Raw genomic sequence first — 20,044 nt, 5'->3', positions numbered from 1 at the left:
CCTCTGTTAGCGATAAGTGACTTTATACACGGAATCTACATTGTCCGATGTCACCTATTGCCAACCGTGAAGCAGCGCTTCACCGCCGCAGCGGGTCGAGCAGGGCGCGCAAATCGTTATGGTCGAGCTCGTACATCAACGCGATCAACGCCCCCAGTTCGCCCGACGGAAAGCCCTCGCGCGCGAACCAGTCGAGGTAATGGCCGGGCAGATCGGCGATCATGCGCCCCTTATATTTACCGTAAGGCATTTCACGCGTCAGCAACAGCGCGAGTTTTTCTGAATTCATGGCGAAGCGGATAGCGGAAGTCAACAGCCCTCCATCATAAATCACTCCGGGGTCAAGTCTGTCATTCGGACACGGACTCATGTATCTACGCCCCATATTTGCGCCGGAGTCAAATATCTTCTACCCGATCGTGGCTTTTTCTTGTCGGCGAAAGTCTGGATACTGCATGCATTAACTTTTCAGGAGTGAAGTCATGCCACTTGCCTTGCTGGCGCTGACCATCAGCGCATTCGCCATCGGGACCACCGAATTTGTCATCGTCGGTCTTTTGCCGACCATCGCCGCCGATCTTGGCGTAAACCTGCCGTCCGCCGGTCTGCTGGTCAGCCTGTACGCGCTGGGCGTCGCCGTCGGCGCCCCGGTGCTGACCGCGCTGACCGGAAAATTGCCGCGTAAAACGCTGCTGGTCTCGCTGATGGTGCTGTTCACCGCCGGCAATCTGCTGGCCTGGAAGGCGCCCAGTTACGAATCGCTGGTGATCGCCCGCATCCTGACGGGTCTGGCGCACGGCGTGTTCTTTTCGATCGGCTCGACCATCGCCACCTCGCTGGTGCCGAAGGAGAAGGCCGCCAGCGCGATCGCCATCATGTTCACCGGATTAACCGTGGCGCTGGTGACCGGCGTGCCGCTCGGCACTTTCATCGGCCAGCATTTCGGCTGGCGCGAGACCTTCCTGGCCGTCTCGGCGCTGGGTGTGCTCGCCTTCATCGGCAGCCTGCTGTTCGTGCCGTCGACGATCCAGCACAGCAAACCGGCCTCGTTGCTGCAGCAGGTCAAGGTGCTGGGCGAGCCGCGCCTGTTGCTGGTATATGCGATGACCGCCGTCGGCTATGGCGGCACCTTCATCGCCTTCACCTATCTGGCGCCGATTCTGCAGGAAATCTCGGGTTTCAGCGCCGGCGCCGTGGGGCTGGTGATGCTGGTGTACGGCGTCTCGGTCGCGGTGGGCAACATCTGGGGCGGCAAGCTGGCCGACGCGCGCGGACCGATCGGCGCGCTCAAGATCATCTTCCTGGGTCTGGCCGCCGTGCTGCTGGTCGTCACCTTCGTGGCGCCGTTCAAATGGCTGATGCTGGCGACGGTGCTGGTGTGGGGCGCCTTCGCCTTCGGCAACGTGGCCGGGTTGCAGGTGTATGTGGTCCAGCAGGCCGAGCACTTCACGCCGCGCGCGGTGGACGTCGCCTCGGGCCTGAATATCGCCGCCTTCAACCTGGGCATCGCGGCCGGTGCATGGGGTGGCGGTTTGATCGTCGAGCACGCCGGCCTGGTGCACACCGGCTGGATCGGCGCGCTGGTGGTGCTGGGCGCGTTCGGCCTGACCGCGCTCAGCGGCCGCCTCGACCGTCTCAATCCGCGCCGGCAGGTCGCCGGCGAGGCCCAGCGCGTGCGCGTCGCATCGCACTAATGGGACGTTGACAACGGCGGATCTGCCTTACAATGTTTTTTTTCATTGACGGCAGACCCGCCCACCTTTCATGGCTCATCTTCATCCTACCGGCTGGCAAGAGATGGCCGTCACCGGCACCGCCGCGCGCGAGATTGAAACGCTCACCTATCTCGAATCCACCCTCGCCAGCGCTCCCTATCGCATCTATCACGGCGTCCACTGGACCAATGTCGAGAACGGTTTCTCGGCGTACGGCGAGATCGATTTCATCATCGTCGCGCCCAACGGGCGCATGCTGCTGATCGAGCAGAAGTCCGGCTTCCTCAACGAGACGCAGGAGGGCCTGGTGCGCAACTACGAGGGCAAGCCGCGCAAGGTGGCCAACCACATCATGCGTTCGATCAAGGGCTTGAGCGAGCGCTTCGGCAGCGAGCTGTCCATCGATTATCTGCTGTACTGCCCCGACTACACCGTCCGCAACGCGAATCTGGCGGGCATCGATCCGCGTCACATCATCGACGCCACCAGCAAGGACCGCCTGGCGCAAGTGGTGCGCGACATCCTGCCCATCACCGATCCCAAGCCCGGCGAACAGTTCGACAAGGTCACGCGCTTCCTCGGCAACATGCTCAGCCTGCGGCCCGATCCCAGCTCGATGATCGGCAATGCCGCGCAAATGGTCGCGCGGCTGTCCGGCGGCCTGGCGACCTGGGCGCGGCGGCTGGAGTTCACGCCGTTCCGCCTGCACGTGGTCGGCACCGCCGGCAGCGGCAAGACCCAGCTGGCGCTGGCCGAATACGCCGCCGCCATCGACGCCGGCCTGTCGCCGCTGTACGTGTGCTACAACCGGCCGCTGGCCGACCATATCGAGCGCCTGGTGCCGCCCGGCGGCAAGGTCGCCAGTTTCCACATGCTCAGCGACGCCTTCATGCGCGCGCAAGACCAGGTGCCCGAGTACGGCGCGCCCGGCGTGTGGGAGCAGATCGAGGCGCAGATGACCGCCTCGCCGCTGCCCGGGGAGTGGCGCTACGACGTGGTGATCGTCGACGAGGGCCAGGATTTTTCGCCGGCCTGGCGCGACATCCTGCTGCGCATGCTCAAGGACGACGGCCGCGCGATCTGGCTCGAGGACCCGAACCAGAACCTGTACGGCCGCGCGATGGTGCCGCTGCCGGGCTGGGTCACCCTGCATTCGAACACCAACTACCGCAGTCCGCGCCAGATCGTCGACATGCTGGCCTCGATCGGCGCGACCGCCTCGCCGGTGGAGGCGGGCAGCCCGTTCAAGGGCGCCGATATCGAGGAGTTGATGTATCCCGAGGGCGATACCGAGGCGATGCTGGCGCAAACCCGCAAGGCCGTCACCCTGTGCCTGGGCGCCGGCTTCGCGCGCCACGACATCGCCATCGCCTCGTTCCGCGGGCGCGAAAAATCGGCCATCCTCAACCTGGACAAGCTGAGCGACGCCCACACCTTGAAGTCGTTCACCGGCGTCTACGACCTGTTCGGCAACCCCGAGTACCGGGAAGGCGGCTTGCTGGCCGAGTCGGTGTACCGCTTCAAGGGCCAGTCGGCCCCGGCGGTGATTTTCACCGAGATCGACTTCGCCGAGATCGACGAGCGCGTGCTGCGCAAGCTGTTCGTGGGCATGACGCGCGCCCGGCTCAAGCTGGTGCTGGTGCTCAGCGAGCGCGCCGGGCAGCAGTTGCTCGACCGGATGTAAGCCCGGCCGCGATCAGGCGGAGCGCGGCCGCGCCGGATTGCCCATCACCGTCACGCCCTGCGCCACGTCGCGCGTGACCACGCTGCCAGCGCCGATCAGCGCGTCGTCGCCGATGGTCACGCCCGGCATGATGAGCGCGCCCGCGCCTATCCAGACGTTGCGCCCGATGCGGATCGGACGCCCGAACTCCAGCCCTTGCGCCCGCAGCGCCGGCTCGCGCGGATGGTCGGCGGTGAGGATCTGCACGCCCGGACCGATCTGGGTCATGTCGCCGATCTCGACCTGCACCACGTCCAAAATGACGCAGTTAAAGTTTAAAAACACCCCATTGCCGACCTTGATGTTGTAGCCGTAGTCGACGTGGAAGGGCGGGCGGATAACGACGCCTTCGCCGACGCCCCCAAGGCCTTCCACCAGCAGTTCGCGGTGCTGGTCCTGCGTCAGGCCGACGCCGCAGTTGTAGCGTTCCATCCAGTCGCGCGCGGCCGCTTGATCGGCCTGAATCTCGGCGTCCGCGGCGGTGTAGAACTCGCCCGCCAGCATTTTCTGTTTTTGCGTCTGTCCCAATTTTGTATCCTTTATGCATAAACGTGCATGAACGTGCACTAACGTGTATCCGAACGATACGCCAATCCGCCCTCCGTTGCAATGGGTTTCCGCCTGATGTGGCGAGCGGCCACCGGCGATTGTCGATTGTTTATGCACGTTTGTGCGTGTTATCATGCGCCCATGAATCCTATCCTTCCCCTTGAACGCCGCGCCGCGATCGCCGAACGGTTGTCCGGCGGTCAGACGGTTTCGGCCGCCTTGCTGGCGGCCGAATTCGCCGTTTCCGAGGACGCCGTGCGGCGCGACCTGCGCGCGCTGGCGGCGGAGGGCTTGTGCCAGCGGATCTACGGCGGCGCCATGCCGACCTCCGGGGCAGCGCAACCGATCGCCGTCAGAATGCACACCGCGCAGCGCCAGAAGGCGGCCCTGGCGCGCGCGGCCGCCGCAACGGTCGAACCCGGACAGCTGATCTTTCTCGATTGCGGCAGCACCAACCTGCTCATCGTCGAGTTTTTGAAAGATGGCCTGGAGTTGACCGTGGCCACCAATTCCATCGATATCGCCGCTGCCGTGCTTAAGCGCTCCGATCTGCGGCTGATCCTGGTCGGCGGGGTGGTCACCCCGGCGCTCGGCGGCAGCGTCGACGCCGGCGCCATCGCCACGGTGTCGGGCATGAATATCGACCGCCTGTTCCTGGGCGCGTGCGCGATCGCCGCGTCCACCGGCGTCAGCGCTTTCGACCCGGCCGACGCCCAGTTCAAACGGGCGCTGGTCGCCGCCAGCGCCAAGGTCACGGTGCTGGCGACAAACGAGAAGCTGGGCACGAGCGCGCCGTTCCGCGTAGCGCAGATCAACGGCGTCAGCGGCTTCATCCTTGAGCATGACGTGGCCGACGCCGCGCTCCGGCCGCTGCTGGAAGCGGACGCCGTGGTGTCGAAAGCGGCGCCGTGGGAAGCGGCGTGAGCCGCTAGCTGGAGTCGGCTGCCGCACGCGGGCGGGGGCGGGGGTGTATATTGGCGGCGATTTGAATTACTTGCCGCTGGATAATCCTCATGTCTGCTGTCACGCTGTTTTGCCTGATCTTCGCCTATTTCGCCTTGCTGCTGGGGGTCGCCTGGCGCACCTCCCGCAACGCCACCAACGACAGCTTCTTCATCGGTAACAAAAGCAGCAACTGGATCCTGGTGGCGTTCGGCATGGTCGGCACCACCCTGAGCGGCGTCACTTTCGTCAGCGTGCCCGGCGCCGTCGGCCGCGACGGCTTCGGCTATCTGCAGGTGATCCTCGGCTACGTACTTGGCTACATCGCCGTCGCCCATGTCCTGCTGCCGCTGTACTACCGGCTCAAGCTGACCTCGATCTACCACTACCTCGACGTCCGGCTCGGCACGCGTTCCTACCAGAGCGGCGCGGCGTTTTTCATCCTGTCGCGCACGTTGAGCGCGTCCGCGCGGCTCTATCTGGTCGTCAACATCCTGCAAATCACCATCCTCGACAATATGGGCGTGCCGTTCTGGCTGACCACCGTGGTGATCCTGGGCATGATCCTGCTGTACACCTACGAAGGCGGCGTCAAGACCATCGTCTGGACCGATACCCTGCAAACCACCGGCATGGTGCTGGGGCTGGTGGCCTGCGTCGGCTGGCTGCTGCACGACATGAACCTGAGCCTGCCCGAGAGCCTGGCGCGCATGCGGGCCCAGGGCTTGACCAACGTGGTCACGACCTCGGTCGACAGCCCCGCCTATTTCTGGAAGCAGGTGCTGGCCGGCTTCTTCATCGTGCTGGCGATGACCGGCATGGACCAGGAGATCATGCAAAAGAATATCTCCGTCAAGACCCTGCGCGACTCGCAGAAGAACATGCTGCTGCTGACGCTGGTGCTGACCGCCGTCCTGGTGCTGTTCATGTTCCTTGGCGGGCTGCTGTACCTGTACGCGCCGACGGTGGGCCTGGCGGCCAGCGGCGACAAGATCTTCCCGGCGGTGGTCATGGGGCACATGCCGGCGGCGCTGCAGCTGATCTTCTTCATCGGGCTGGTGTCGGCGCTGTTCCCCAGCGCGGACGGCGCGATGACCGCGCTGACGTCGACCTTTTGCATCGACATCCTCGGCATGCAGCGCCGCACCGATCTGCCCGAAGCGGCCAAGGTACGATGGCGCCACCGCGTGCACCTGACCTTCTGCGCGCTGTTCCTGCTGCTGGTGCTGATGTTCAAATGGATCGACAATGCCAGCATGGTGGGGCTTGTGCTGAAGCTGACCGGCTATACCTATGGCCCGTTGCTGGGGTTATTCGCCTTCGGTATCCTGACCCGCCGCGCGGTGCGCGACCGCTGGGTGCCGCTGGTGGCGTTGGCCGGTCCCGCGCTCTGCTACGTCGTTGATGTCAATCAAAAATTACTATTCGGTAACTATCGTTTGGGTCTGGAATTGCTTATCATGAACGGTTTGCTGGTGTTTGGAGGCTTGCTCCTTATTTCGGTACCGGGACAGCGCAGGCCGCATGCAGTATGATCTTGTAAATTACGCAATCACTTGGAGTATCAATGGCCCGATCCCCGTTTTCCTACATTCGTAGCGGCTTCGCTTTCTTTTGGCGCGCGCTCGACGCCGGCCGCCGCACGATCCTGAACCTGCTGTTCCTGGCGTTGCTGATCGCGCTGGCCTACGCCATCTTCGGCGGCGGCTTCAAGCCGCTGCAATCGAAGACCACGCTGGTGCTGGACCTGAAGGGTCAACTGGTCGAACAGTCCAGCGTCAGCGCGCGCGAGGCGCTGGTCACCACCGCGCGCGGTGGCGAAACGCTGAAGATGATCCAGCTGCGCGACGTGCTGACGGTGCTCGACACGGCCGCCAAGGACCCGTCGATCGGCGCCGCCGTGCTGCTGACCGACGAAATGGAAGGCGGCGGCCAGGCCATGCTGCGCGAAGTGGCGGCGGGCCTGGACCGCTTCAAGGCCTCCGGCAAGCCGGTGGTGGCCTGGGGTTCCAGCTACGACCAGCGCCAGTACCTGCTCGCCTCGCACGCCAACGAGGTGTACATGCACCCGATGGGCATGGTGCTGATGGAGGGCTTCGGCCGCTATCGCAACTACTACCGCGACGCCCTCGATAAAGTCGGCGTGACGGTCAACCTGCTGCGCGTGGGCACCTACAAGAGCTTCGGCGAGCCCTATGTCGCCAACGGCCCGTCGCAGGCCGCCAGCGAGGCGGAGTCGTATCTGAACAACGCGCTGTGGACGGCGTACACCAACGACGTCGAGAAGGCGCGCAAGATGCCGCAGGGGCAGATCATGAAGAACATCAACGACTTGCCCGCCCAGGTGGCCGCGCTCAATGGCGACATGGGCAAGCTGTCGGTGGCGGACAAGCTGGTCGACGGCCTGAAAACCCGCGATGAAATCCGCCAGTTGATGATCAAGCGCGGCGCGCCGGACGCGGAAGGCAAGAGCTTCCGCCAGGTCGGCTTCGACGAATACCTGGCGCGCACGCCGCACAAGCTGACCGGCGACGCCGTCGGCGTGATCGTGGCGCAGGGCGAGATCAGCGACGGCACCGCCGGTCCCGGCTCCATCGGCGGCGATTCCACCTCCAAGCTGATACGCGCCGCGCGCGAGGACAACGGCATCAGGGCCATCGTGCTGCGTGTCGATTCGCCCGGCGGCAGCGCCTTCGCCTCGGAGTTGATCCGCCGCGAGCTGGAACTGACGCGCGCCGCCGGCAAGCCGGTGGTGGTCTCGATGGGTAACGTGGCCGCTTCCGGTGGTTACTGGATGTCGATGGCGTCCGACGAGGTGATCGCCGATCCGAACACCATCACCGGTTCGATCGGCGTGTTCGCGATCCTGCCGACCGCCGACAAGGTGATCGACAAGCTGGGCATCCACACCGCCGGCCAGCCGACCACCTGGCTGGGCGACGCCGGCAATCCTTTGCGGCCGCTCGATCCGCGCTTCGCGCAGGTCATCCAGGGCAGCATCAACCATATCTACGCCGAGTTCACGACCCGCGCGGCCAAGGCGCGCAAGACCACGCCGGAGAAAATCGACGCGGTGGCGCAGGGCCGCGTATGGACCGGCGCCCAGGCCAAGGAGCGTGGTCTGGTCGATACGCTGGGCAGCTATAACGATGCGTTGAAGTCGGCCGCCAAGCGCGCCAGCCTTGGCGGGGATTTCCGCGTGGTGTATATCGAGCGCGAAACCAGCAAGTTCGATCGCGTGATCGATATGCTGGGTGGTTCGGCCGCGCAGGCGGTGGCCAAGGCCATCAGCCAGCAGGTGAACCTGGGCGTGACGGCCAGCACCGGCTTGCCGCCAAGCGCGGCGAACGGCATCGCCAGGGATTTGGGTTGGTTGTCGGAGCTGACGGCGTCGCGCAAGCCGTTCACCGCGATCACGCATTGCCTGTGCGAGTCGCCGTGATGTATTGACCGCCGTCGGCGGCGCCGTGCTGGCCGCCGACGGATCATGGTTTACCCGGTGTCAGCGGCAGCGTGATCTCGAAGCCGCTGCGCCCATCGGCCATCAACACACAGCGCGCCTCGCCGCCATGGCGGCGCGCGATCTGCCGCACCAGCGCCAGTCCCAATCCCGCGCCACTGTTGTCGCGCGTGTTGCGGCGGCGATAAAACGGCTCAAACACCTGTTCGAATTCCGCTTCCGGCACGCCCGGTCCGTCATCCCACACCGTCAGCCTGGCCGTGCCACCGTCATTGGCGATGCCCACGTTCGCCGGCGGCTTGCCGTGGCGGTGCGCGTTCTCCAGCAGATTGCGCAACAGGCGCCGCAGCAGGCGCGGGTCGCCCTGCATCACCGCCGATTCGCCATCGAGCACCGCGTCGTCGTAACGCGCGCATTCCTCGGCCGCCAACGCCAGCAGGTCGATTTCCTCCAGCGTGGTGTCGTCGACCACGGCCCCCAGCCGGCTGGCCAGCAGGATCTCGTCGAGCAGCTCATTGAGTTCGGCGATATCCTGTTCCAGTCCGGCGCGGCGCTTGGCGTCGACGCCGTCCTTGATCAACTCCAGCGCTAGACGGATGCGCGCCAGCGGCGTGCGCAATTCGTGCGAGGCGTTGGCCAGCAGCGTCTTGTGCGCGCCGACCAGTCGCTCGATCTGGTCGGCGGTGCGGTTGAAACTGAGCGCGAGCCGCGCCACCTCGTCCTTGCCTTCGACCTGCACGCGCGCCTTCAGGTCGCCCGCGCCCAGCAAGTCGACGCCGTGCTGCAGCCGCTCGAGCCGTTTGGTCAGCCCGCGCACCAGCGGGAAGGCGGCGATGCCCAGTCCCACCGCCAGCAGCATCAGCGTGTTGTTCAGCATCGCCCTGGGCCGGGCGAACCCCAGCGGCTCGCTCGACAGCAGCTTGCGGCCGTCGGGCAGCCGCACGAACGATTCCGGCGGCGGGCCGGTGATGCCGCGCTGGCGCCAGTGGCGCGATGGGATCTGGTCGCCGACCACCGCCAGCGGCTTCCAGTCGCGGGTGTAGAGCGTCATGTGCGCGTTCAGGCCCCTGGCCACGTTCTCCAGCGCCGCCTGTTGCGCCTCGCGCGGCGCGTCCGGCGGCGCCAGCACGTTCTGCATCACGCGCGACAAGGTGGCGTTGGAGCGCTCCAGCGGCCCGCCGCCGCGGCGCCACACCTGCATCACGGCCAGCGAAAACAGCAGCAGGATGACCAGTATCGCCGCGTAGAAGCGGATGTACAGGCGCGGCAGGCCAAAATTCAGGCGCTTCATCAATCCTGCACCTTGGCGAACAGGTAGCCGGCGCCGCGCACGGTGATGATGCGGCGCGGTTTTTTGGGGTCGTCCTCGACGGCGGCGCGGATGCGCGACATGTGGACGTCGATGGAGCGGTCGAACGCCTCGATCGGCTCGCCCTTGAGCAGTTCCATCAGGCTGTCGCGCGAAAGCACGCGCCCGGCGTGGCGCGCCAGCACCAGCAGCAGGTCGAACTGGTAGGCGGTCAATTCGCAGGGCACGCCGTCGATCCTGGCGGAGTGCGAATCGGGGTCGATCTCCAGCCGGCCGAAGCGCAGGAAGTCGCCGCGCACCGGCGCTCCCGCGCCGCGGCGCGCGCTGTCCAGATGACCCAGGTCGACCCGGCGGCGCAGGATGGCGCGCAGGCGCGCCAGCAGCTCGCGCGGCTCGAATGGCTTGGGCAGGTAGTCGTCGGCGCCCATTTCCAGGCCGACGATGCGGTCGATGGCGTCGCCGCGCGCGGTCAGCATCAGCACCGGCACGTCCGAGACGGCGCGTGCCTGGCGGCAGACCTCCAGGCCGTCCATATCGGGCAGCATCAGGTCGAGCACCACGGCGTCGACCTCGCCGGCGGCGATGTGGGCGACGGCGGTGCGCCCATTGGGCGCGTGCGTGACGCGGAAGCCGGATTGGCTCAGGTACTCGGTGAGCATCTCGGCCAGGCGGGGATCGTCCTCCACCAGCAGGATGCGGTCGTTTGTCGTATTCATTCGGTTCATTCTACGGACCGGCGCGCGGCTCCACAAGGTTGCGCGGGCGGCGCCATGTCGCAATCGTCAAAGGGGCAAGTGTGCCGTTTAAGCATGTCATCGGAATGTCTAACCCGTAAAGAAATGTAAAGCGGGATGAACGCCGCCGGGCGAAATCCCCTGTTTTGTAGCGAGTTTGTAACCCGGGGTTGCAGGCCACTGACAGGGCAGGGTGCATATGCTAGAGTCCACGCATCAACCGCCATGGTGTTTTTGTCATGGACACGCAAGCCTATAAAAGGATAACAATGGATTCGCAAGCCAAGCCGACTCAGAACGTCAACCCACCGAAGCGCAGCCGCCGCAGTAAAGTCGTCGGCGGCGTGATCGCTGTCGCCGCGATGGCGGCGCTGGGCGGCCTGGCCTGGTACCTGACGCACCAGCCGGCGCCGGCGCCCGGCGGCCCGCCGGGCGCCGGCGGGCCCGGAGGCCCGGGCGGCCCCGGTGGTCCCGGCGCCGGTGGCGGCCGGCGCGGCGCGCCGGCCACCACCGTTGGCGTGGCGACGGCGCTGAAGGCCGACATTCCGGTCACGCTCGATGCGCTGGGCACCGTGACCGCCGCCGCGACGACCACCGTGCGTCCGCAGGTGTCGGGCATCTTGCAAAAGGTGCTGTTCAAGGAAGGCCAGATGGTCAAGGCCGGCCAGGTGCTGGCGCAGATCGATCCGCGCCAGTTCGAAATGGCGCTGCTGCAGGCCAGCGGCCAGCGCCAGCGCGACGAGGCGCAGCTGGAAAACGCCAAACTGACGCTGCAGCGCTATCAAACGCTGCTCAAGCAGGATTCGATCGCCCGCCAGGACGTCGACACGCAGGGCGCGCTGGTCAAGCAGCTCGAAGGCACGGTCATGACCGACCGCGCCGCCGAGGGCACGGCCAAGCTCAATCTGGGCTACACCAAGGTCATCGCGCCGATCACGGGCCGGGTCGGCCTGCGCGTGGTCGACATCGGCAACCTGGTCGGCTCCGGCGACTCCACCGGCATCGCCGTGATCACCCAGTTGTCGCCGATCGACGTGGAATTCTCGATCCCCCAGGACAGCGTGCCGGGCGTGATGCAGCGCGTGGACGACGGCGCGGCCCTGCCGGCGCTGGCGCTGGACCGCACCCGCACCAATACCCTCGACAGCGGCAAGTTCGCGGCGATGGACAACCAGGTCGACACGCAGACCGGCACCGTCAAGGCCAAGGCGCGCTTCGACAATGCCAAGTCGACGCTGTTCCCGAGCCAGTTCGTCAACGTGCGCCTGGAACTGCGCACCATCAAGGACGCGATCATGGTGCCGGTCAACGCGGTGCGCCACGGCACCAAGGGCGATTTCGTCTGGGTGCTCAAGGACGACAAGAGCGTCACCATGCGCAGTATCACGCGCGGCGAGGCCACCGTCGACAAGGTGCAAATCGCCAGCGGCCTGCAGGCCGGCGAGCAGGTGATCACCGAGGGCGCCGACCGCCTCAAGGAAGGCGCCAAGGTGACCTTGCCGGGCGCCGGCGGCGGCCGCCGCGCGCATGGCGCTGGCGCCGCCGGCGCCGCCGCTGGCGCCGCGCCGGGCGCGCCGGCCGCCGCCGAAGGCGCGTCGGCGCCGCCCGCCGAGCGCCGTCACCGCAAAGAACAGGGCGCGGCACAATAATGAGTCCATCCGCTCCATTCATCCAGCGGCCGGTGGCGACTTCGCTGCTGATGCTGGCGATCGTGCTGGCCGGCCTGGTCGGCTTCAAGTTCCTGCCGCTGTCGGCGCTGCCGCAGGTCGATTTCCCCACCATCCAGGTGCAAACGCTGTACCCCGGCGGCAGCCCCGAGGTGATGGGGCAGACCGTGACGGCGCCGCTGGAACGCCAGTTCGGCCAGATGGCCGGCTTGCAGCGCATGAGCTCCACCAGCGCCGCCGGCGTCTCCATCATCACGCTGCAGTTCGGCCTGGGCCAGACGCTGGAGGTGGCCGAGCAGGAAGTGCAGGCCGCGATCAACGCCGGCTCCTCGCTGCTGCCGACCGACTTGCCGGCGCCGCCGATCTACGCCAAGGTCAATCCGGCCGACGCGCCGGTGCTGACCCTGGCGATCACCTCCGACACGATGCCGCTGACCGAGGTGCAGAACATCGTCAACACGCGCCTGGCGCTGAAAATCAGCCAGGTCTCCGGCGTCGGCCTGGTCACCCTGAGCGGCGGCCAGCGGCCGGCGGTGCGGATCCAGGCCGACACCAATGCGCTGGCGTCGTACGGCCTTGGACTGGACACCTTGCGCACCGCGATCAGCGCCGCCAACGCCAACGGCGCCAAGGGCAGTTTCGACGGTCCGACCCGCGCCTACACCATCAACGCCAACGACCAGCTGGTGGCCGCCAAGGATTACCAGAACCTGATCCTGGCGTACAAGAACGGCGCCCCGGTGCGCCTGGCCGACGTGGCGCAGGTGGTCGACAGCGCCGAGAACGTGCAACTGGGCGCGTGGTCCGGCAACAAGCAGGCCATCATCCTCAACGTGCAGCGCCAGCCCGGCGCCAACGTCATCGCCACGGTCGATGCGATCAAGGCCCGCCTGCCGGAGCTGGAGGCGGGGCTGCCCGGCGCCATGAAGCTGGAGGTGCTGAGCGACCGCACCACCGGCATCCGCGCCTCGGTCACGCACGTCGGCATGGAACTGCTGCTGGCGGTGCTGCTGGTGGTGCTGGTGATCTTCGCCTTCCTGCACAGCATCCGCGCCACCGTGATCGCCAGCCTGTCGGTGCCGATCTCGCTGATCGGAACCTGCGGCATCATGTACCTGCTCGGATATAGCCTGAACAACCTGTCGCTGATGGCGCTGACCATCGCCACCGGCTTCGTGGTCGACGATGCGATCGTCATGATCGAGAACATCGCCCGCTACATCGAGGAGGGCGAGACGCCGATGGCCGCCTCGCTCAAGGGCGCCAAGCAGATCGGCTTCACCATCATTTCGCTGACGGTGTCGCTGATCGCGGTGCTGATCCCGCTGCTGTTCATGGGCGACGTGGTGGGCCGCCTGTTCCGCGAGTTCGCGATGGCGCTGGCGATCACGATCCTGATTTCCGCCGTGGTGTCGCTGACCCTGGTGCCGATGATGTCGGCGCGCTGGCTCAAGAGCCACGGCGAAGAGAAACCGGGCCGTTTCGCCGTGCGCTTCCAGCAGTTCTTCGACTGGGTGATCGGTCATTACGACCGCGCGCTGATATGGGTGCTCAAACACAGCGGCCTGACCCTGCTGGTGGCATTGGCCACCTTGCTGTTGACGGTGCTGCTGTACGTGGTGATCCCGAAAGGGCTGTTCCCGACCCAGGACACCGGGCAGCTGCAGGCGCGCCTGGAGACCGGCAAGGCCGTCTCCTACGCCCGGATGGCCGAGTTGCAGCAGCAGGCCGCGAGACTGGTGCTGGAGGACCCGGACGTGGCCACCCTGAGCTCCGTGGTCGGCGTCGACGCCGCCAACAACACCATGCTCCATACCGGCAGCATGCTGATCAACCTCAAACGCGAGCGCACCGGCAGCCAGCAGGAGACCATGGACCGGCTGCGCAACCGCGTGGCGACGATCCCGGGCCTGACCTTGTATCTGCAGCCGACCCAGGACTTGACCATCGACGCCGAATCCGGGCCGACCCAGTTCCGCGTGTCGATCGAGGGCGCGGACAACGCCTCCGTCAATGAATGGGCCACCAAGCTCGCGGAGCAGATGCGCACCAAAAAGGAGCTGCGCAACGTCGTTTCCGACGTCGGCGCCAGCGCCAACGCCGCCTACATCACCGTCGACCGCGATACCGCCTCGCGCCTGTCGGTCACCGCCGCCTCGATCGACGACGCGCTGTACAGCGCCTTCGGCCAGCGCATCGTCTCGACCATCTTCACCGAGACCAACCAGTACCGCGTGATCCTCGAGGCGAAAAGCGACGACATCACGTCGCCGCAGGACCTGGGCAATCTGCAGTTGCGCACCGGTTCCGGCAAGTCGACGCCGCTGTCGGCGCTGGCGACCATCAGCGAGCGCCCGGCGCCGTTGCAGGTGACGCACGTGGCCCAGTATCCGGCCACCACCCTGGGCTTCGATACCGCCGCCGGCGTCTCGCTCGGCACGGCGGTCGACAGCATCCGGCAGGCCGCCGTCGAGATCAAGTTCCCGCCGTCGGTGACGTTGACCTTCCTCGGCGCATCCGGCGCCTACCAGGCCTCGCTGTCCAACCAGCTCTGGCTGATCCTGGCTGCGGTGGTCTGCGTGTACATCGTGCTGGGCGTGCTGTATGAAAGCTACGTGCATCCGCTGACCATCCTGTCGACGTTGCCGTCGGCCGGCGTCGGCGCCTTGCTGGCGCTGATGATCAGCGGCCAGGACCTCGGCGTGATCGGCATCATCGGCATCATCCTGCTGATCGGCATCGTCAAAAAGAACGCGATCATGATGATCGACTTCGCCATCGACGCCGAACGCGAAGGCGGCAAGCCGCCGCGCGAGGCGATCCACCAGGCCGCGCTGCTGCGCTTCCGTCCCATCCTGATGACGACCCTGGCGGCGCTGTTCGCCGCCGTGCCGCTGATGCTGGGCTGGGGCGAGGGCGCTGAACTGCGCCGCCCACTGGGCCTGGCGATCTTCGGCGGCTTGATCGTCAGCCAGCTTCTGACCTTGTTCACCACGCCGGTCATTTACCTTGGCTTCGATAGCCTGGCGCGCCGCTTCGGCGGCGGCAAGCCGAATGGGCCGGCATTGAAACACACGCCGGCCGAAGGTGGTGCGCTGTGAACCTGTCGTCGCCATTCGTCAAACGGCCGATCGCCACCGTCCTGCTGACGGTCGGCATCGCGCTGGCCGGCATCGGCGCGTTCTTCGTGCTGCCGGTGGCGCCGCTGCCGCAGGTCGATTTCCCCATCATCACGGTCAACGCCAACCTGCCGGGCGCAAGCCCGTCGACCATGGCCAGCGGCGTCTCGACGCCGCTGGAGCGCCATCTGGGCGTGATCGCGGGCGTCAACGAAATGACGTCCAGCTCCAGCACCAGCTCCGCCAACATCACCCTGCAGTTCGATTTGAACCGCAACGTCGACGCGGTGGCGCGCGAGGTGCAGGCGGCCATCAACGCCAGCCGCGTCGATCTGCCGGCCACCTTGCGCAGCAATCCGACCTACCGCAAGGCCAACACCTCCGGCTCGCCGGTGATGATCCTGGCGCTGACGTCCAAAACGCGCACGCCGGGCCAGATTTACGACGCGGTGTCCAACACCGTGCTGCAACGCCTGTCGCAGGTGACCGGCGTGGGCGATGTGGAACTGGGCGGCGGTTCGCTGCCGGCGGTGCGCGTGGAACTCAACCCGTATGCGCTCAACCGCTACGGCCTGTCGATGGAGGATGTGCGCGCGGCGATCCAGGCCACCAACGCCAACCGTCCGCGCGGCGCGCTACAAGGGCAGGGCCGCCGCCTGCAAATTTATACCGAGTCGGCCAACGCCAGCGGCGGGCGCAACGCGCGCGACTACCAGGACCTAGTGGTCGGATGGCGCAACGAGACGGCGATCCGCCTCAAGGACGTGGCCGAGGTGGTCGACGGCGTCGAGGATGTGAACAATCTGGGCCTGTTCAACGGCCAGCCGGCGATCGTGGTGCTGATCCGGCCGCAGGCGGGCGCCAACGTGATCGAGACGGTCGACAGCGTGCGCGCGCAACTGCCGGCGTTGCAGGCGCAGATGCCGCCGGACGTCAACGTCGCCATCGCCAGCGACAGCACCAATTCGATCCGCTCCTCGCTGCACGAGATCGAGGTCACCCTGATCATCTCGATCCTGCTGGTGGTGCTGGTGGTGAGCGTTTTCCTGCGCAACCTGCGCGCCACCATCGTGCCGGCGGTGGCGACGGTGGTGTCGCTGCTGGGCACCTTCGGCGTGATGTACCTGCTCGGGTTCAGCCTTAACAACCTGTCGCTGATGGCGCTGACCGTGGCCACCGGCTTTGTCGTCGACGACGCCATCGTGGTGCTGGAAAACACCCAGCGCCATATCGAGGGCGGCATGGACCGCCTTTCGGCGGCGTTGCTGGGCGCGCGCGAAGTGGGCTTCACGGTGTTGTCGATCAGCCTCTCGCTGATCGCGGTGTTCATCCCGCTGCTGTTCATGGGCGGCCAGTTCGGCGCGCTGTTCAAGGAGTTCGCCATCACCTTGTCGGCGGCGGTGATGATCTCGCTGGTGATCTCGCTGACCACCACGCCGATGATGTGCGCCTGGCTGCTCAAGCCGGACCAGCATGGCAAGCCGCCGGGCCGCGTGGCGCGCTTCTTCGAAGCAGGTTTCGACAAGATCCTCAAGGGCTATGAACATAGCCTGGACTGGGCGCTGTCGAGCGTCTGGCTGGTGATGCTCAGCCTCGTGTTCGTGATCGGCCTGAATGTCTATCTGTTCGCGGCCATTCCCAAGGGCGGCTTTCCGCAGCAGGACACGGGCCAGGTCAGCGGCGGCATCCGCGCCGACCAGAGCATCTCGTTCCAGGCCATGCAGGGCAAGCTGCGCCAACTGGTCAACATCATCAAGGACGATCCCGATGTCGCCACCGTGGTGGGCTTCACCGGCGGGCGGCGTGCCGGCGGCGGCTTCATGTTCATCAACCTGAAACCGGCCAGCGAGCGCTCCGTGGCGGGCAACGCCGTGATCGCGCGCCTGCGGCCCAAGCTGGCCAAGGTCACGGGCGTGAGCCTGTTCCTCAGTCCCGTGCAGGATTTGCGCTCGGGCGGGCGCTCGGCCAACGCCAACAACCAGTACACGCTCAAAAGCGACAACGAGGCCGATTTGAAGAAATGGGCCACCCGCCTGGCGGACGCGATGAAGGCTAAGAAATCGCTGGTCGATGTCGACAGCGACCAGGCGGAAAACGGCGTCGAAACCTTCGTCACCGTCGACAAGGATAGCGCCTCGCGGCTGGGAGTGTCGGCCAGGGATATCGACAACGCCTTGTACAACAGCTTCGGCCAGCGCCAGGTCGCGACCATCTACGGTGAGGTGAACCAGTACCACGTGATCATGGAGGTGGCGCGCGACTACACCAAGAGTCCGGAATCGCTGAAGGACGTGTACGTGCCGTCGAAGGGCTTGCCGGCGCCCACCGCCAGTAATCCGAGCGGCGCGCCGACGGTCACCACGACCGCGAGCACGACCACGAGCACCGGAGCGACGGCGGCCGGCGCAACGGCCGCCGGCACGGCCACCGCCGCCAACGTCGCCGCGCCGGCGGTCAGGGACGCGTCGTCGGGCTCCGCGCTGAGCACCACCGCCACCACCATGGTGCCGCTGTCGGCGATGGCCAGGTTCGCGGAAAGCTCGACGGCGACGTCGATCAACCACCAGGACGGCGAGCTGGCGACGACCATCGCCTTCAACCTGGCCGACGGCGCCAGCCTGTCCGACGCCGCCGCCGAGATCGCGGCGGCGGAGGCGGAAATCGGCATGCCGAATAATGTGCGCGGCAGCTTCGCCGGCGCCGCCAAGTCGGCGCAGGACAGCAACAAGTCGCTGCCGCTGCTGATCCTGGCGGCCATCGTGGTGATTTACATCGTGCTCGGCATCCTGTACGAAAGCCTGGTCCATCCGGTGACCGTGCTCACCACCCTGCCGTCGGCGGGCGTGGGCGCGGTGCTGGCGCTGCTGATCTTCAAGATGGAGTTCTCGACGATCGCCTTGATCGGCATCTTCCTGTTGATCGGCATCGTCAAGAAGAACGCCATCCTGATCATCGACTTCGCGCTGGAGGCGGAGCGCTCGCGCGGCCTGTCGCCGCTCGAGGCGGTGCGCGAAGCCTGCCTGCTGCGCTTCCGCCCCATCCTGATGACGACGCTGGCCGCCGCCCTCGGCGCGCTGCCGCTGGCGATCGGCTTCGGCGAGGGCTCGGAGCTGCGCCGGCCGCTGGGCGTGGCCATCATCGGTGGCCTGATCGCCAGCCAGTTGCTGACGCTCCTGACCACGCCGGTGGTCTACATCCTGATGGACAAGCTGCGCCGACGCGGCCCGTCCGAAGAACAATTAAGCAAGCATTCAAGCGAAATTCACAGCGATCCGTCGCCGAGCACACCATGAACCCACACGCACCAACCATCCTCCATCCAGCGCCGCGCCATCGGGCGGTCGCGCTGGCGGTCCTGACCCTGGCCGTGCTGGCGAGCGCAGGCTGCGCCGTCGGCCCGGCCTACCAGCTGCCGCAGACGCCGACGCCGGCGGCCTTCAAGGAAACCGCCACCGACGCCGAGAAGGCCGCCGCCGGATGGACCGTCGCCGCGCCGGCCGATACGCTCGAACGCGGGCCGTGGTGGCAGTTGTTCGGTGACCCGCTGCTGAACCAGCTGGCCGACGGCATCGAGGTCTCGAACCAGAACGTCGCCATCGCCGCCGCCAACTACGCGCAGGCGAGGGCGCTGGTCGTCGAACAGCGCGCCGCGCTGTTCCCGGCGGTCGATTTGGACGGCACCGCCGCCCGTTCCGGCGGCGGCGGCAACACGCAGAACGCCAGCCAGTACCGCGCCAACATCGGCGCCAGCTGGGAGCCGGATATCTGGGGCAGGCTGCGCGCGGGAACCAACAGCGCCCAGGCCAGCCTGCAGGCCAGCGCCGCCGACCTGGCCGCCGCCCGCCTGTCCGCCCAGGGCGAACTGGCCACCAACTACTTCCTGCTGCGCCAGGCCGACGCCGAAAAGGCGCTGCTCGACGCCACCACCGAAGGCTACGAGCGCGTGCTGCAGATCACGCAGAACCGTTTCGACGCCGGCGTCACCACCAAGTCGGATCTGCTGCAGGCGCAAACCCAGCTGGCCAACGCGCGCATCGACCAGGTCACCTTGGTGCGGCAGCGCGCCACGCTCGAACACGCGATCGCCGTCCTGCTGGGCAAGGCCGCCAGCGATTTCGCGCTGGCGCCGGCGCCGTGGAATATCACGGTGCCGGACGTGCCGGCCGGCGTGCCGTCGACCTTGCTGCAGCGCCGCCCGGACATCGCCTCGGCCGAACGCTCGGTGGCCGCCGCCAACGAGCAAATCGGCATCGCGCGCGCCGCCTATTTCCCGAGCCTGAATCTGACCGGTTCCTACGGCGTCGGTTCCAACGCCGCATCGGGGCTGTTCAACGCCTCCAACAACCTGTGGTCGCTGGGCTTGTCGGCGGCGCAGACGCTGTTCGACGCCGGCGCCACCAGGGCCCGCGTGGCCGGCGCCGAGGCCTCGCGCGACGCCGCCATCGCCCGCTACCGCCAGACCGTGCTGACCGCGTTCGCCGACGTCGAAAACCAGCTGTCGGCCACCAGGGCGCTGGCGCAGCAGCAGGACTTGCGCAGGATCGCATCGGAGGCGGCCGACCAGGTCGAGGTGCAGATGCTGAACCGCTACCGGGCCGGCCAGGTCGGCTACACCGACGTCGTGACCGCCCAGACCACGGCGCTCAACGCGCGCCGCGCGCTGGTGCAGTCGCAGGCGGACCGCCAGGCGACGGCCATCGCCTTGATCCAGTCGCTGGGCGGCGGCTGGCATGCCGCAAGCGACTAGAAGGCGCGCTGGCGCACGCTCCCGGGCGTGGCCGCTTGGTTTTTGGGCGCTACCTTTGTATAATCATCTGGCAAGTTGT

The 20,044-nt window shown here is 66.7% G+C and carries 13 protein-coding genes; 9 read left to right on the top strand and 4 right to left on the bottom strand.

Features of this window, described 5'->3' with window-relative positions; all coding sequences use genetic code 11:
* Nucleotides 1-79: 79 nt before the first annotated feature.
* Nucleotides 80-289, bottom strand: coding sequence for a DUF3820 family protein (locus BMX85_RS04330; RefSeq protein WP_090314418.1), 210 nt, complete (start codon nucleotides 287-289; stop codon nucleotides 80-82).
* A gap of 193 nt (nucleotides 290-482) precedes the next feature.
* Between BMX85_RS04330 and BMX85_RS04325 the strand changes: the two genes are divergently transcribed.
* Both BMX85_RS04325 and BMX85_RS04320 read left to right on the top strand, forming a co-directional pair.
* Nucleotides 483-1,694: an MFS transporter gene (locus BMX85_RS04325; protein ID WP_090314417.1), complete on the top strand. Its 1,212-nt coding sequence runs from the start codon at nucleotides 483-485 to the stop codon at nucleotides 1,692-1,694.
* Between the two features lie 70 nt (nucleotides 1,695-1,764).
* Nucleotides 1,765-3,399, top strand: a complete 1,635-nt coding sequence (locus BMX85_RS04320) for an ATP-binding domain-containing protein (RefSeq protein WP_090314416.1) — start codon at nucleotides 1,765-1,767, stop codon at nucleotides 3,397-3,399.
* A 12-nt stretch (nucleotides 3,400-3,411) separates the two neighbouring features.
* Here BMX85_RS04320 and BMX85_RS04315 read toward each other — a convergent pair whose 3' ends face one another.
* Nucleotides 3,412-3,942, bottom strand: a complete 531-nt coding sequence (locus BMX85_RS04315; RefSeq protein ID WP_090315223.1) for a sugar O-acetyltransferase — start codon at nucleotides 3,940-3,942, stop codon at nucleotides 3,412-3,414.
* Nucleotides 3,943-4,128: 186 nt separating this feature from the next.
* Here BMX85_RS04315 and BMX85_RS04310 point away from each other — a divergent pair, with 186 nt between their 5' ends.
* The 3 genes from BMX85_RS04310 (at nucleotide 4,129) to sppA (ending at nucleotide 8,371) form a co-directional block, all read left to right on the top strand.
* A complete protein-coding gene (locus BMX85_RS04310) occupies nucleotides 4,129-4,911 on the top strand; it encodes a DeoR/GlpR family DNA-binding transcription regulator (protein WP_177196642.1) in 783 nt (260 codons plus the stop codon).
* An 89-nt stretch (nucleotides 4,912-5,000) separates the two neighbouring features.
* Complete coding sequence (locus BMX85_RS04305; RefSeq protein WP_090314414.1) at nucleotides 5,001-6,464, top strand: sodium:solute symporter; 1,464 nt, start codon at nucleotides 5,001-5,003, stop codon at nucleotides 6,462-6,464.
* 32 nt (nucleotides 6,465-6,496) lie between these two features.
* A complete protein-coding gene (gene sppA, locus BMX85_RS04300; protein ID WP_090314413.1) occupies nucleotides 6,497-8,371 on the top strand; it encodes a signal peptide peptidase SppA in 1,875 nt (624 codons plus the stop codon).
* 43 nt (nucleotides 8,372-8,414) lie between these two features.
* Here sppA and BMX85_RS04295 read toward each other — a convergent pair whose 3' ends face one another.
* Both BMX85_RS04295 and BMX85_RS04290 read right to left on the bottom strand, forming a co-directional pair.
* Nucleotides 8,415-9,680: an ATP-binding protein gene (locus BMX85_RS04295; RefSeq protein ID WP_090314412.1), complete on the bottom strand. Its 1,266-nt coding sequence runs from the start codon at nucleotides 9,678-9,680 to the stop codon at nucleotides 8,415-8,417.
* Nucleotides 9,680-10,414 carry a response regulator transcription factor gene (locus tag BMX85_RS04290; RefSeq protein WP_090314411.1) on the bottom strand — a complete coding sequence of 245 codons (735 nt, stop codon included), beginning with the start codon at nucleotides 10,412-10,414 and terminating at the stop codon, nucleotides 9,680-9,682. Before BMX85_RS04290 ends, BMX85_RS04295 begins: the two co-directional genes overlap by 1 nt.
* Nucleotides 10,415-10,701: 287 nt before the next feature.
* Between BMX85_RS04290 and BMX85_RS04285 the strand changes: the two genes are divergently transcribed.
* The 4 genes from BMX85_RS04285 to BMX85_RS04270 are packed head-to-tail and all read left to right on the top strand — an operon-like array spanning nucleotide 10,702 to nucleotide 19,965.
* Nucleotides 10,702-12,081: an MdtA/MuxA family multidrug efflux RND transporter periplasmic adaptor subunit gene (locus BMX85_RS04285; RefSeq protein ID WP_090314410.1), complete on the top strand. Its 1,380-nt coding sequence runs from the start codon at nucleotides 10,702-10,704 to the stop codon at nucleotides 12,079-12,081.
* The gene (locus BMX85_RS04280) at nucleotides 12,081-15,200 is read left to right on the top strand and encodes an efflux RND transporter permease subunit (protein WP_090314409.1); all 3,120 of its coding nucleotides are present in this window, start codon (nucleotides 12,081-12,083) and stop codon (nucleotides 15,198-15,200) included. The genes BMX85_RS04285 and BMX85_RS04280 overlap by 1 nt, the downstream gene beginning before the upstream one ends.
* Entirely contained in the window at nucleotides 15,197-18,511 is a 3,315-nt protein-coding gene (locus BMX85_RS04275) for an efflux RND transporter permease subunit (RefSeq protein ID WP_090314408.1), read from the top strand. Before BMX85_RS04280 ends, BMX85_RS04275 begins: the two co-directional genes overlap by 4 nt.
* The gene (locus BMX85_RS04270; protein WP_090314407.1) at nucleotides 18,508-19,965 is read left to right on the top strand and encodes an efflux transporter outer membrane subunit; all 1,458 of its coding nucleotides are present in this window, start codon (nucleotides 18,508-18,510) and stop codon (nucleotides 19,963-19,965) included. Before BMX85_RS04275 ends, BMX85_RS04270 begins: the two co-directional genes overlap by 4 nt.
* Nucleotides 19,966-20,044: the final 79 nt, after the last annotated feature.

Source organism: Duganella sp. CF517, from assembly GCF_900110275.1.
GTDB lineage: Bacteria > Pseudomonadota > Gammaproteobacteria > Burkholderiales > Burkholderiaceae_D > Rugamonas.
Note: the sequence above shows the minus strand (reverse complement) of the source record. Positions and strands in the feature narration are given on the sequence as shown.